This window comes from Brevibacterium renqingii, assembly GCF_017808105.1.
In the GTDB taxonomy this organism is placed as follows: Bacteria; Actinomycetota; Actinomycetes; order Actinomycetales; family Brevibacteriaceae; genus Brevibacterium; species Brevibacterium renqingii.
The window spans coordinates 363,027-377,186 of record NZ_JADBHF010000001.1; the positions used below are offsets into that span (position 1 = coordinate 363,027).

The 14,160-nt window shown below is 66.3% G+C and carries 12 protein-coding genes; 8 read left to right on the forward strand and 4 right to left on the reverse strand.

Annotated features, from left to right (window positions below; translation table 11 throughout):
- The first annotated feature begins 26 nt into the window (after positions 1-26).
- The 5 genes from IHE57_RS01560 to IHE57_RS01580 all read left to right on the forward strand — a co-directional run bounded on the left by IHE57_RS01560 (position 27) and on the right by IHE57_RS01580 (position 6,546).
- Positions 27-2,048, forward strand: a complete 2,022-nt coding sequence (locus tag IHE57_RS01560) for a M28 family peptidase (RefSeq protein WP_209370319.1) — start codon at positions 27-29, stop codon at positions 2,046-2,048.
- Between the two features lie 184 nt (positions 2,049-2,232).
- On the forward strand, positions 2,233-2,964 hold the full coding sequence (locus IHE57_RS01565) for an SDR family NAD(P)-dependent oxidoreductase (RefSeq protein ID WP_209370321.1): 732 nt from the start codon (positions 2,233-2,235) through the stop codon (positions 2,962-2,964).
- 78 nt (positions 2,965-3,042) lie between these two features.
- Positions 3,043-3,495 (forward strand): DUF3817 domain-containing protein, encoded by a 453-nt coding sequence (locus tag IHE57_RS01570; protein WP_209370323.1) that lies wholly within the window; start codon positions 3,043-3,045, stop codon positions 3,493-3,495.
- Positions 3,496-3,605: 110 nt separating this feature from the next.
- Complete coding sequence (locus IHE57_RS01575) at positions 3,606-5,402, forward strand: flotillin family protein (protein WP_209370324.1); 1,797 nt, start codon at positions 3,606-3,608, stop codon at positions 5,400-5,402.
- Between the two features lie 235 nt (positions 5,403-5,637).
- Positions 5,638-6,546, forward strand: a complete 909-nt coding sequence (locus IHE57_RS01580) for a cation diffusion facilitator family transporter (protein ID WP_209370325.1) — start codon at positions 5,638-5,640, stop codon at positions 6,544-6,546.
- Positions 6,547-6,617: 71 nt separating this feature from the next.
- On the opposite strand, the gene menC is transcribed toward IHE57_RS01580, so the two are convergent.
- Positions 6,618-7,742, reverse strand: a complete 1,125-nt coding sequence (menC, locus tag IHE57_RS01585) for an o-succinylbenzoate synthase (protein WP_209370326.1) — start codon at positions 7,740-7,742, stop codon at positions 6,618-6,620.
- Between the two features lie 130 nt (positions 7,743-7,872).
- Here menC and IHE57_RS01590 point away from each other — a divergent pair, with 130 nt between their 5' ends.
- Positions 7,873-8,853, forward strand: a complete 981-nt coding sequence (locus IHE57_RS01590) for an FkbM family methyltransferase (RefSeq protein WP_209370327.1) — start codon at positions 7,873-7,875, stop codon at positions 8,851-8,853.
- 14 nt (positions 8,854-8,867) lie between these two features.
- On the opposite strand, the gene IHE57_RS01595 is transcribed toward IHE57_RS01590, so the two are convergent.
- Entirely contained in the window at positions 8,868-10,040 is a 1,173-nt protein-coding gene (locus tag IHE57_RS01595; protein ID WP_209370328.1) for a M20 family metallopeptidase, read from the reverse strand.
- 125 nt (positions 10,041-10,165) lie between these two features.
- On the opposite strand from IHE57_RS01595, the gene IHE57_RS01600 reads away from it, so the two are divergent.
- On the forward strand, positions 10,166-11,644 hold the full coding sequence (locus tag IHE57_RS01600) for a glutamate-cysteine ligase family protein (protein ID WP_209324248.1): 1,479 nt from the start codon (positions 10,166-10,168) through the stop codon (positions 11,642-11,644).
- A 167-nt stretch (positions 11,645-11,811) separates the two neighbouring features.
- On the opposite strand, the gene IHE57_RS01605 is transcribed toward IHE57_RS01600, so the two are convergent.
- Positions 11,812-12,741 (reverse strand): putative endonuclease domain-containing protein, encoded by a 930-nt coding sequence (locus IHE57_RS01605; RefSeq protein WP_253719823.1) that lies wholly within the window; start codon positions 12,739-12,741, stop codon positions 11,812-11,814.
- Positions 12,742-13,145: 404 nt separating this feature from the next.
- Positions 13,146-13,454 (reverse strand): cupin domain-containing protein, encoded by a 309-nt coding sequence (locus IHE57_RS01610; protein WP_209370330.1) that lies wholly within the window; start codon positions 13,452-13,454, stop codon positions 13,146-13,148.
- A 130-nt stretch (positions 13,455-13,584) separates the two neighbouring features.
- Between IHE57_RS01610 and IHE57_RS01615 the strand changes: the two genes are divergently transcribed.
- A complete protein-coding gene (locus IHE57_RS01615) occupies positions 13,585-14,157 on the forward strand; it encodes a peroxidase-related enzyme (protein WP_209370332.1) in 573 nt (190 codons plus the stop codon).
- Positions 14,158-14,160 lie beyond the last annotated feature (3 nt).

Below are 14,160 nucleotides of genomic sequence, written 5' to 3' on the forward strand. Positions count from 1 at the left end.
CACGATCGAGGAGCGAAAGGAACTCCATGAAGTTGCGCACGAAGAGCTGGCTCGCGGTCACCGCCGCGGCCGGCATGGTTCTGGGCGGGGTCAGCCCGGCTCTGGCGACGGGAACCGCCGGACCGACCGAACACACGGACATGGGCGTCACGGGCGCCGCCGTGATGGAGCATCTGCAGAAGATCTCCGACATCTCCACCGCCCACGCCGGCGAGGGGTTCCGGTCCCTCGGGACTCCGGGCTATGAGGAGGCTGTGGAGTACGTCGAAGCCACGCTCGAGGCCACCGGTGCCTTCGATGTCGAACGACAGGCCTTCGAGGTCGAGCAGCAGACCTTCGACACCGTCGATGTCCGCGTCGACGGGGAGAAGGTCGAGGTCACTCCGGCCAGCCTGACAGAGGGCACGACAGAACCGCTGACCGACATCCCCGTGGCGCTGCCGGTCGACGACGACTACGGCGACCTGGCCGGCGGGCAGCTCGGCTGCGAGGCCGGAGACTTCGATGCGGACGCCGAGTACGCGCTCGTGCTCGTGGCCCGCGGAACCTGCTCCTTCGGAGAGAAGACCCAGGCCGCCACCGATGCCGGGGCCGCCGCGGTCATCATCTACAACAACGACACCGCCAACCCCGACGAGGCGCTCAATGCGACCCTCGGCGAGAGGATCGAGAACGGCGCCCCGACCGCCGCGGTCACCTACAACGTCGGCAGCGACCTGATCGCTGCAGTCCAGGAGGCGGCAGAGGGCGAGACCCTGACGGCCGACTTCACTCTGGAGACGGAGTTCGTCACCTCGAAGACGTGGAACGTCATCGCCGAGACCAAGGCCGGCGACCACGACAACGTGCAGATGTTCGGCGCTCACCTCGACGGCGTCGCCGAAGGCCCCGGTGCCAATGACAACGGGTCCGGCTCCGCGGCACTGCTGGCCTCGGCCGAGGCCCTCGCCGAGCAGCCGACCGAGGTCGACAATGCCATCCGCTTCGGATGGTGGGGCGCCGAGGAGGTCGGTCTCGTGGGCTCGACGAAGTACGTCGAGAGCCTCGGTGAGGCCGAACTGGGCAAGATCAAGGCGTACATGAACTTCGACATGATCGGTTCGGACAACTACATCGTCGGCACGCTCGACTCCGACGGCTCCGATGTGCCGATTCCCGACGACGTCACCGTTCCCGAGGGCTCGGCCGAGCTCGAGAAGGTCTTCACCGACTACTTCGCCGGCATCGATCAGCCGAATGTCGGCACGGACTTCTCCGGTCGCTCGGACTACCAGGCGTTCATCGACAACGGCATCCCATCCAGCGGCTTGTTCTCCGGAGCCGATGGCACGAAGACCGCCGAGGAGGCCGAGATGTTCGGCGGTACGGTCGGTGAGAAGCACGATACGAACTACCACCAGCCCACCGACACGATCGAGAACGTCAGCCAGGAATCGCTCGATATCTTCGCTCCCGCGATCGGATTCGCCGTCCACACGCTGGGCTACGAGCTCGCAGAAGAGCCCACGGATCCGCCGACCGATCCGACGGACCCGCCGACGAGCCCCTCGGATCCTCCGACGGAGACTCCCACCGACGATCCCACCGAAGAGCCCGCCGAACGAGAGCTGAGCATCGATCCGCAGACGATCGAGGCCGAAGCCTTCGTCGGTCACGAGGGGGTCCAGGTCACGGCCACCGGCTGCACCGCCGACACCACGGCGACGATGACCGTCGACCCGCAGAACGGTGAGATCGAGAAGTTCGAGCAGACCGCCGAGGTCGGCGAGGACACCGCGGCCCGATTCGGAGTCCGCGGACTCGAGGAGTCGAAAGTCGAATCCTATATCGGCACCTACGCCGTCACTGTCGACTGCGAGGGCGGGGATCCGCTGACCGGATCCTTCGAGGTCGTCGCCGCGGAGGAAGGCCCCGGCGCCGGCGGTGGGGGCGGCGGAGATCTGCCGCGCACCGGCAACGAGGCACTGCCGCTGGTCGTCTCCGCCGGAGCTCTCATCGTGCTCGGTGTCGCGATGACCCTGGGCTCGCGTCGTCGCCGGAAGAGCTGAGCGAGTTCGGCACGGTGCTCCTCGAAGGGCGTGCCGTGCCCGGCGCGGGCCGGTGACTGAGAGGTCGCCGGCCCGCGCTGCCGTTCGCGACTGCGACAATGGCGCTGTTCGTGAGGTCGGTGCGAACCGAGCGGCGGTCGCGGGTGGTGATCGCGGACGGTGCCAACGGCGGAAAGGCAGTGACATGAATCGCTTCGAACACAGAGTCGCACTGGTCACCGGCGGCAGATCGGGAATCGGACGCGCCATCGCTCGCCGTCTCAGGTCCGAGGGCGCTGATGTCTGCACCGCGCAGCGCCGAGCCGATGACGAGCTCCCCTCGGTCGCCATCGACCTCGCCGATCCCGCCGACGTCGAATCCGCGGTCGCCGAGGTGGTCGAGCGCTTCGGCCGCCTCGACGTCCTCATCAACTGCGCGGGGATGATGCAGGAGGCGAAAGTCGAAGACACGTCGATCGAGGACTGGAAACGCAGCCTCGACGTCAACCTCACCGGTCCCTTTCTCATGATCAGAGCGGCACTGCCGCACCTGCGCGCAGCCGGCGGCTCCATCGTCAACGTCGGGTCGATCGAAGGGCTCGGTTCGAACCCCGGCCATGCGGCGTACTCGGCGGCGAAATCAGGACTGCACGGACTCACTCGCGTGGCGGTCGACCACGGAGGAGACGGAATCAGGTGCAATGCGGTCGCACCCGGCTGGATCGACACCGAACTCAACAACGAGTTCATCGATTCCTCGCCCGACCCCATGCGCTTCAGGCGCGAGATCGGAGGCATCCACCCCGTCGGCAGGTCCGGTCGGCCCGAGGAGGTGGCGGCGATGGTCGCCTTCCTCGCCGCTGATGAGGCCGCCTTCGTCACGGGACAGGTCTACACGGTCGACGGAGGACGTATGACACAGCTGAGTCTCCCCTGATGCGCATCTGAGACGAAGAGACTCGCCTGCCGGCGGCCCTCAGGAGCCGTTCACCTTGGCCGGGCACAATGGTCTTCCGTGACTCCCAAACGCTTCTTCAACTTCTTCGCCGTGGCCGAAGCCATCACCTGGGCTCTGCTCATCTTCGGCATGATCCTCAAGTACGGAACCAAGACCACCGAGGTGGGCGTGAGGATCGGCGGCAGCATCCACGGCTTCGTGTTCCTCTGCTTCGTCCTCGCCGTCATTCTCGTCGGGGTCTCCCAGCGGTGGAGGATGCGCCGCATCCTCATCGGTCTCGTCTGCGCGATCGTGCCGTTTGCGACCGTCCCCTTTGAACTCGCCTCGGCACGGGCCGGGGCGCTCGACGGTGATTGGGGGCTCGGTGACGGCGGCCGACAGCCGCGCGGGACGATCGAGAAGCTCGCGGCATGGGCGATCCGCTCGCCCTGGCTGGCCGCCGGCATCGGTCTGCTCGTCGTCATCGTCGTCTTCGCCGCCCTGCTGGTCGTCGGCCCACCCGGAAGCTGATGCGGAGGCGCCGGGACCTGGGCAAGCCGGCGGGGCTCGCATAGGATGAGACGGATCGGCCGGTCCAGCGCCGGCCGCCTCATCCATCCTCATCGACGGAAGGCCCACTGATGGACCTGCTCTTCGGCGTCGGAGGGATCGGCGTTCTCGTCGTCATCCTCCTGATCGCGCTGTTCGTGATCCTGCGCTCCTATAAGATCGCCTCGCCCTCGGAGGCGCTCATCATCACCGGCCGGAACGCCTCGGGAGCCTCAGGGACCGGTCGCATCGTCATCGGCGGACGCTCGGTCGTCTACCCGATCGTGCAGAAGGCGTTCATCCTCTCGCTGTCCTCACGGCAGATTTCCGTCGAGATCGACGGCATCTCCATCAACGGCATTGCGCTGCGCCTGCGCGGGGTCGCCCAGGTCAAAGTCGGCGGCACCGAGGACGATGTGCGGAAGGCCGCGCAGCGCTTCCTCGACCAGCAGGATCAGATCGACCACTATTCGAAGGAGATCCTCTCCGGCACCCTCCGCGCGGTGGTCGGCACTCTCACGGTCGAGCAGATCATCCAGGACCGCGCTTCCTTCGCCGCACAGGTGCAGGAGGAATCCGCGCATTCGATGAACAACCAGGGCCTCATCATCGACACCTTCCAGATCTCGGCGGTCGAGGACGAGGGCAGCTATCTGCGCGACTGGGGCCGCCCGCAGGCTGCCGAGGTGGCCAAGAACGCTGCCATCGCCGAGGCGAACGCCGGTCGTGCATCGGCGGTCGAAGAAGCTCAGCAGAACGAGGAGACCCAGAAGCAGCAGGCGCTGACCGATCAGGCCATCGCCGAACAGCAGCAGCAGCTGGCCCTGCGTCGCGCAGCGCTGAAGGAAGAGGCCGATCAGCGGCAGGCGACTGCGGACAACGCCGGACCCCTGGCCGCAGCGGCCGAGAAGCAGAAGCTGCTCGAGAAGGACCGGATCGTCGCGAAGGAAGCCGCGGAGCTGCGCGCTGAGCAGCTCGACGCCGAGGTCAGACGCCCCGCCGATGCCGAACGCTACCGGCAGCAGGCCGAAGCCGACGCACGTGCGTATGAGATCGAGGCCCAGGGCCGAGCCGAAGCCGCGGCCGAACTGCATCGTCGCTCGAAGGACGCCGAGGCGATCCGGCTCGAGGGCGAAGCCGAAGCGGATGCGATCAGGGCGCGCGGCGAGGCCGAAGCCGAAGCGCTGCGTGCGCAGGCCGAGGCCTACAAGCAGTTCAACGACGCGGCCGTGTTGTCGAAGGTCCTCGAAGTGCTGCCGACAGTCGCCGGTGAGCTGGTGGCTCCCTATGCGAACATCAAGGACCTTTCGATCGTGTCCACCGATGGCGAGTCGAAGCTCGCGAACTCGGTGTCGAACAACCTCGCGCAGGTTCTCGAGGTGGTGCGTGGGACGACGGGCGTCGATCTCACCGACCTCGTAGCTCAGGCGAAGGCGGCAGGAGGCGCGGGCACGATCGGACGGGACGAGGGCCGCTCGTCGGCGTCTGCCGGGAGCGGTTCTTCAGGATCTGCCGGGAGCGGTTCCTCAGGGTCGGCCGAGAGCGATTCGGCCGGTTCGGCTGCGGACGCCGCGAATGCCGAGGGATCGGACGAGGCCGTCGACGGAGTCGTGGCGGACTCTCCGGCTTCGAAGGCCGACCGAACGCGTTTCGATCCGAAGGCTTTCCTCGACGACAGCGGAATCGACCTCGACCAGATCGGCGATGAGGTGAAGAAGGCCACCGGGTTCGACGTGCAGTCCTATATCGACGAGGCCAAGCGCCGCCTCGAGGACCGGGACGCGACCCGCGGCGAGTCGGGCGCCGCAGGCTCCGACTCGCCTCAGGACGAGCGAGGCCCCGACGGCGAGGATGCGGACGACGAGGACGGCCGGGCATCCGAAGACTGACAACCCAGGGCGTCCCCTGCGGACACGCCCACTCACGGGCACGCCCACCCACCTCGCGGGCACGCCCACCCCACGGGCACGTGCCGTCACGTCTCCTGCGGGTGGATCCACCCCGATTTCCGGAGCCAGAACAAAGGGGATCCACCCGCAGGAGACGCACTCACGCGAGGTGTGCCCTCGCGATAATGCATAGATACATGCACATATGTTAATATGAGGAGGTCAGGAGGCAAGCATGGCTCATGATCATTCGCATGGTTCGAGTTCGCGACGGCAATTGGCGATCGTATTCGCCATCGTCGCCGCGATCTTCGTCTTCCAGCTCATCGGCTCGATCGTCACGGGCAGCCTCGCACTGCTCATCGACACGGGCCATAACGCCGTTGACCTCATCGGCATCGGCATCGCACTCTTCGCGGCGACGCTCGTCAACAAGCCGGCGAGCGGCCAGAAGACGTGGGGCTTCCGGCGAGCCGAAGTGCTCGCCGCCGGAGCGCAGGCGACCCTGCTGCTCGGACTCGGCGTCTACAGCCTCGTCGAAGGCATCCGCCGCTTCTTCGTCCCACCCGAGGTCCCTGGCCCGGGCCTGCTCCTCTTCGGCGCGATCGGCCTGGCCGGAAACCTCGTCTCGATCGTCATCCTCAGCGCGTCGAAGGAGGACTCACTCAACCTCAAGGCGGCCTTCCTCGAGGTCATCGCCGATGCGCTCGGGTCCGTGGCAGTCATCCTCGCCGCTCTGGCGATCTGGCTGTTCGGATGGGAGCGCGCCGATGCGGTGGCCGCACTGTTCATCGCGGCGCTCATCGTTCCCCGTGCCTTCTCGATTCTGCGGGAGACCGGTTCGATCCTCCTCGAGGCGGCTCCGAAGGAGCTCGACCTCGAAAAGGTCACGGAGCACATCGAATCCGTCGAGCATGTGCAGGAGGTCCACGACCTCCATGTCACCCGCATCGATTCGAACCTGCCCGTGCTCACCGCGCACGTAGTGCTCGCCGACGAATGCTTCTACGACGGGCACGCCCCGCGGATACTCAAGGCGCTGCAGGAGTGCCTGACCGAACACTTCGAGATCGCGATCGAGCACTCGACGTTCCAGTTCGACCGCGCCGTCGACGCCGCCGAGGAGACCCACACCCACGGCTGAGCGCTGGCGGACAGCATCAGTGGTCGGGGCGCCTCTGTCTGCCGGTTCGTCCCGCCTCGGCGGGAATCGGGTCACTGCCCGGGCAGAATCTCCACCGAATCGGTGCGGAAGCGCTCGAGCTTCGCCGGGTCGATCGAGACGCCGAAGCCGACGCCGGTGGGGACATCGACCTTGCCGTCGCGCATGACGATCTCCTCGGTGATGTCCTCGTGGAAGAAGCGGTTCGACCCGGAGATGTCGCCGGGCAGGGTGAAGCCCGGCAATGAGGCCAGGGCCGCATTCGCCGCACGTCCCAGACCGGTTTCGACCATGCCCCCGTGCCACACGGCGACACCGTGGGCGGCTGCGAGATCATGGATCTTCTTCGCTTCAATGAACCCGCCCACGCGTCCGGGTTTGATGTTGATTACCGAGGTGGCTCCCAGCATGATCGCGTCGGCAGCCGCCTCGGCGGAGACGATCGACTCGTCCAGGCACATCGGGGTGTCCATGAGCTTCGCGAGCTCCGCGTGCTGCCGGATATCGGCCTCGCCGAGGGGCTGTTCGATGAGCAGCAGACCGTACTCGTCGAGACGGCGCAGATGGGCGGCATCGACGAGGGTGTAAGCGGCGTTCGCATCGACCTGGAACCCGAAGTCGTCACCGAAGGCCTTGCGCACCGCAGCAACCGGCGCGATGTCCTTGCCGGGCTTGATCTTGAGCTTGATCCGGGCGTAGCCCTCCTCGAGGTAACCGCCGATGACCCGGACGGTCTCCTCGACGGAGTCCTGGATGCCCACCGAGACGCCTGAGGGCACAGAGTCGACGACTCCGCCGAGGTAGTCCTTGAAGGACTGGCCGTGCAGTTTGAGCTGAGCTTCGATCACCGCCATCTCCAGAGCCGACTTCGCCATCGGATGGCCGATGACATGGCGCAGGTGCCAACCGACGGTCTCAGCGGTCAGGTCCTCGACATCGAAGAGCAGCGGAGCCAGCCAGCGTCGGGTGACGTCGATGCCGGAGGCGACGTATTCGGAGGAGTAGAGCGGGGAGATCATCGCCACGGACTCTCCCCAGCCGGTGATCTCACCCTGCGGGGTGTCGAAGACCGCCTCGACGAGGTAGCAGTCCTTCTCCGTCTCCCGCATGAACGAGGTCTCGAACGGGGTGACTAGCGGAATCGAGACCTGGTGGAGGGTGACCGATCTGAGTTTCATATGCCTGGCTCCTGCTTCGCAACGTGGCGGATGATTCGTCGCCCTCAAGCTTAGGCCAGCACTCTGGAGCGGCGGCGCAGCCGTTGATAGTGTGAACAGAAGTCGTCCTGTCGGCAAGGGGGCCTTCGTCATGAATGACTACCTGCGAACTCGCAAGGCGCGCAGACAGTCCTGGTTCGGTCTCAAGCTTCCGGTCAAGACCGCGCTTGCCCAGCCTTTCCTCCACCCAGTGCTGCGGACGATCGCGCCCCGTGTGAGAGGACTGAGGATCGGCCGCCTGCCCGCGCCGATCGAACTGAGCGAGGTCCGCGGCCGAGCCGGCGGCGCCGAATTCTTCCTCGTCGAACCGTTCCGCTGCGAGATCGCCAAGGAGTTCTACTGGGGACGAGGTCGGCGCACCGAGCCCGAAGATGCCTTCGCCCTCGAGCTCATGGTCGACCTCAGCTCCGACGCCGAGGTGTTCCTCGACATCGGCGCCTACACGGGAGTATTCACCATGGCCGTCCTCGCAGCGAATCCGCGAACGCGGGCGCATGCCTTCGAAATCCCCGCCGTGGTCGCCGGCATGGAGAAGAACATCGCCCGCAACGGGTTCACCGAGCGCGTCACCGTCCATCCCACCGGAGTCGGCAGCCCCGAGACCTGGATGAGGGTGCCTCTCGGCCACGGGGGATCGGCTCTGCCCTCGTTCTACTCCGCTGATATGGACTTCGACTCCGACGCCGAGGTGCGTTTCACCTCACTCGACAGCCTCCTTCCCCAGCTGCTGGAGGAGAGCCCCGTGCTGGCCGAAGGCGCGGACTCCACCGCGACCCGTCCGCGCGTGACAATGAAGATCGACGTCGAAGGCGGCGAGAACGCCGTCTTCGCCCACGGCCGCGAATTCCTCGCAGCGCTGCGCCCGGACATCCTCTGCGAGGTCCTCGACGACCGGGCGGAGCCGCGAGAGCTCATGGGCCACCTCGGTGCGCATGGGTACCACTGCTATCTCGTCGGCGAGGATCGGCTGTTCGCTCGCACGACGATCAGACCCGATCCGCATCTGCGCGACTGGCTGTTCACACTGAAGACTCCAGCGCAGATGCGGGCGGCCGGCTACCCGGTCGAGTGAGAAGCGCGCCGGCCTCAGCCCTGCAGCTGGTCGGCGATGAGGGCGGCCAGCAGCGCGGTCCGCGGAGCGATCTCGTCGATCACGGCGTGCTCGTGCTCAGCATGCGCACCATCACCGACGGCACCGAGGCCGTCGAGGGTGGGAATGCCGTCGCCGGCGGTGAAGTTCCCGTCCGAGGCCCCGCCGACGGACACGCCCTGCGGTGTCGGCAGGCCGAGCTCGCCGGCCAGCGCGGTGGCCCGTCCGAACAGCTCGGCCGACTGCTCGGGTTCGAACGGAGGTCGGTTGATCCCGCCGAGCACCTCGGTCGTCGAGCCCTCCACCTGCGGATTCTCCGCTAGGGCACGGATCTGCGCGTCGACGCGTTCGAGTTCGGCGGCAGTGCGCGCCCGGACGTCGACATCGATGCGCGCCTCGGCGGGCACGGTGTTCGAGGTCGTCCCCGCACTGATCACGGTCGGCACCACCGTGGTGCCGGCTGCGGCATCGGCGAGGTCGGCCACCAGCGGCAGGGTCAGGGCCAAAGCCATGCCGGCGTTGATTCCCTTCTCCGGTTCGAGTCCGGCGTGCGAGGCCCTGCCCGAGAAGACGAGGACGTAGTTGCTCGTGCCCTTGCGCTCGAGTTTGAGCGCCCCGCCGGCGCTCGCCTCCATGACGAACACGGCGCTCGCCTCGGCCGCCTCGGCGCGGATGAGTTCGGAGGAGGACAGCGAGCCGATCTCCTCATCGCCGGTGACGAGGAGCGACAGCCCGTCCAGGGCGTCCTCGCCGAGGTGGTCGCGCAGGATCGCAGTCGCATGCACACTCATGATCGCTCCCGTGAGCATGTCGAAGCTGCCTGGGCCGCGAAGGATCCCGTCGGCGGTGGAGAAGGGGATGCGCTCGAGCGTCCCGTGCGGCCACACCGTGTCCTGATGGTTGAGCAGGACGACTCGGGCCGGTCCCGTCCCGAAGCGCAGGCGCACGTGGGCGGTGCCGTCGATCTCGAGCAGTTCCGCATCGGCTCCGAGGCGGTCGCGCAGCAGGGCGGCGAAGTCTCGTGCCCCGGCGGCCACAGCCGCTTTGTCGCTTGACGGAGTCTCGATCGAGATCACGCGTTCGATGTCGGCGAGGATGGCGGGAAGGCGCTCGGCGGTCTGTTGCACGAGGTGGGAGGGCTGGAAGACAGCTGGTTCGGTCGAAGTCATAGTCCTGATTCTACGAAGGCCGGCCTGTGCGGACCCGAGCTGTCCGGATAGTGCGACCGCTGGACGGGCGGAGATGACCGCACAGAACCGCGCACAAACCCGGGCGTCTGTGGTTTGCTAGTCCTATGGGTGAGGCAGTCAGCTCGAAGCGGTACACGCCGGAGGAACGCACACTGTATCGGGAGAAGCTCGCGGAGAACCTCGAGCTCTTCGATACCTACCTCCGTCATGCGGAATTCAAGTCCGCGGGGACGATCGGGCTCGAACTCGAGCTCAACCTCGTCGATGGCGACAATCAGCCCAGCCTGCGCAACAAGGACGTGCTCGCTCGCCTCGATGACGATTACCAATCGGAGATCGGCGGTTTCAACCTCGAACTCAACCATCCCGTGCTGCAGGTCGCCGGGCGCGGGCTGAAGACCCTCGAGGCCGGGGTGGCCCACCGCTTGGAGCGGGTCCAGAAGGCCGCCGAGGCGGACGGTCTCACAGCGGTGTCGATCGGCACTCTGCCGACGCTGACCACTCAGTTCCTCACCGATGAGAAGTGGATGACCGAGGAGAACCGCTATGAGGCGCTGAGCAACTCGATCGTCGATGCGCGCGGAGAGTTCGTGCAGATCGAACTCGGCCGGGATGAGCGGTACAAGGCGGAGTTCGCCGATATCGCCCCGGAGTCCTCGTGCACGTCGATGCAGCTGCACCTGCAGGTGGCGCCGAACAGGTTCGCCGATGCGTGGAACGCCTCGCAGGCGATCGCCGGGGCTCAGGTGGCGATGGGGGCGAATTCGCCGCTGTTCGTCGGACGCAGACTGTGGCACGAATCCCGGATCCCGGTCTTCTCGCAGTCCATCGACACCCGCACTCCGGAGCTGGTCAACCAGGGTGTGCGCCCGCGCGTGTGGTTCGGGGAACGTTGGATCACCAGCGTGTTCGACCTGTTCGAGGAGAACGTCCGCTACTTCCCGCCGCTGCTGCCGGAGATTAAGGACTTCGTCGAGTTCCGTGCCGCCGATGCCCCGAAGCTCTTCGAGCTCAATCTGCACAACGGCACCGTGTGGCGGTGGAACCGGCCGATCTACAACTCCGGCGACAGCGGCGCGCACATCCGGGTCGAGAATCGTCTGCTGCCGGCCGGGCCGACCCCGGTCGACATGGTCGCCGATGCGGCCTTCTACTACGGTCTGGCGGAATTCCTCGTCGGGGAGAACCGTCCCGTGTGGTCGCGGATGTCGTTCGCCGAGGCGGAGGAGAACTTCTTCGCCTGTGCCCGGGACGGCATCGAGGCGCGCGTGACCTGGCCGAAGATCGGACGGATCGGCGTGGCCGACCTCGTCACCGATGTGCTCGCGCCGCAGGCCAGGCGCGGTCTGGCGCGGCTGAACATCGACAAGGACGTCATCGAGGAGTACATGTCGATCATCGAGGGCCGTGCCGCCAACCGCATCAACGGTGCGACCTGGCAGCTTCGCACGCTCGAGAGCCTCGCGCCCGGCAGCCGACCGGACTCGCCCGAACGCAGCGAGGGCCTGAAGTCGATGATGGATGCGTATCTGGCCAATCAGGCCTCGGGTCGTCCCGTCCACACCTGGGACATTCCCGCCTGATCTGCGGGCTCGGTCGGTCGTTCTGGGCGGAAGTCCTCTCTTAGGTGGTCGTTCTGGGCGGAAGCCCCCGCTTAGGTGGTCGTTCTAGGCGGAAAATCCCGGCGGCGAATCCGCCCATTTCGCCCACCTACGCAGCTCATCGCCCGTGCTGGAGCGGGCGGACGTGATCACATCAGAGCCAGCTTGCGCCGAATCTTCGCCTCCAGCTGCCTGTAATCGGTCTTCCGGGTCACCTTGAGCACGGTCCACCCGGCGTCGACCAGTGCTTCGTCGCGTTCGTTATCGCGGGTCCACTGCTCCGTCGACTCACGGTGAAGGTCGCTGTCGTACTCCAGAGCGAGCTTCGCGTCCTCATAACCCAGGTCGGGTTCGATGGTTCCTCTGGCCAGCTGACTCTCGACCTGCGGATGGACCGTCGGTTCAGGCAGCCCCACCTTGATGGCCCACAGTCGAAGCCCGGTCTCCTGCGGCGAATCGACACCGGGCCGGATCAGGCGCACAGCCTCGAGCAGTTTCTCTCGACCCTGCAGCCGGCGGCGTGACTCCAGAATGGAGTTGAGATCGTCGATGCACATCTGCGGCGGCCCATGCCAGTTGCCGACTCCCGCATCGCCGGCCTTCACAAGGTCATCCAGGCTGAGGCGGGCGCCGAGCCGGATGAAGACCTCCGCCGGCATGAGCACAGGCAGGTCGAGCCAGTGAGCAGGAACGATGTGCTGCGTACGACGGAGGGACACCTTCGGCAGCCGGATCCGCAGATTCCTGTCGGTGGTGCACAGGTACAGGTGGTCATTCATCTGGCTCTTCGGCAGCGGCCATCCGAAGATGCGAGCAGCGGTGACATCGTCGGCCAGGACATTCGGGAACTTGAGCCGGGCCGCGCGCAGCCGCAGCGAGTCTCCGGTCCACGAACTGTCGGCCCATTCGGGTGTCCGGAGAGACTCGGTCGTATCGCGATCCATTCGGACGCCCGGCAGGACGATCGGGCATCGCCGGGTATACAGCAGGTGGTGCCGGGAGATGCCGAGTTCCTCTGCCTGTCCCACGCGAAACAGACGCGGGTAATCACGCTGCTCCCACATTCGACTGTTGTACATGCACGCCATGCTGTCGCAGTCTCGGCAAGAAGGGGAGAGACGAGATTCTGCCTGTGGACAGAGTTTCCTCGTCCACAGGAATGAGCGCGCAAGTCACTGCGAGTACACGAGCTCAGGCAGTTGTTCGGGCCAGACATCTCCCGCTTAGGTGGTCGTTCTAGGCGGAAAGCGTGCGCTTAGGTGGTCGCTTTGGGCGGATCCTCCCAGCGATTTTTCCGCCCATTTCGTCCACCTAAGTCGCTGGCAGAACGTATGCGGACGCAGCCAGTGCGTACGCTGCCCGCGCCGAGGTGGCCGCACCGAGGTGACCGCCCCGCGCCGAGGTGGCCGTCCCGAGGCGACCCCCCGCCCCGAGGTAGCCGACCCGAGGTGACCGCCCCGCGCAGGCCGTTCCGAGCAGGTGGTCAGAGCCGTTCGATCTCGACGAAGACGACATCGGCGCTGCCGCCAGGGTTCGACACCTCGTGCTCGGAGCCGGCGGGACGCGTATAGGAGACTCCGACCTCGAGCTCGGCACGGATCTCGGTACCATCGGAATTGCGTACGAGCATCGTGTCGGTGACCATCGGCACTACGACGTACTCGTGCTCATGCCTGTGCATCGGGATCACGCCTTCGGGTCCGATCGTCCACTTCGTCACCCGGAACACCCCGTTGTCGAGCTGGACCTCGCCGGTCGATCCGGTGTCTTCTGCGGGGTTGTCAGCGGTCATATTGCGATCTCCTTCGATGCATGGACGGACGTCGTGCCCTCACTGTATCGTCCCCTGGGCGGGCGCGGAGCGACTCGGGCTAGCATGAGCCCTCGGCGGGCGCGGAGGGACTCGGGCTAGCATGAGAGATATGCGATATCCCCTTGCTGACATCGACGACGTCGACGATGACATCCGAGCCCAGATCCTCGAAGTGTCCGAGAAGTCGGGCTTCGTGCCCAATGTCTTCCTCGCCCTGGCTCGCCGGCCGGCCGAGTTCCGCGCCTTCTTCGCCTATTACGACGCGCTCATGGAGAAGGAGACCGGCAACCTCACTAAGGCCGACCGCGAGATGATCGTCGTGGCCACCTCGGCGGTGAACAACTGCCTCTACTGCGTGGTCGCGCACGGGGCGATGCTCCGGATCTTCCAGAAGGACCCCTATATCGCCGATGTCGTGGCCACGAACTACCGTCAGGCGAACATCAGCGCACGGCAGAGGGCGATGCTCGACTTCGCCGTCAAGGTGTGCGAGGAGCCGTGGGCGGTCGACGAGAGCGACCATGCCGAGCTGGCCGAGCACGGATTCGATGACGAAGACGCCTGGGACATCGCCGCCATCACGGGATTCTTCGGCCTGTCCAACCGCATGGCCCACATCTCCGGGATGGTCCCGAACCCCGAATTCCATCTCCTCGGCCGTGTCCCGCGTGAGAAGAAGTGAGAC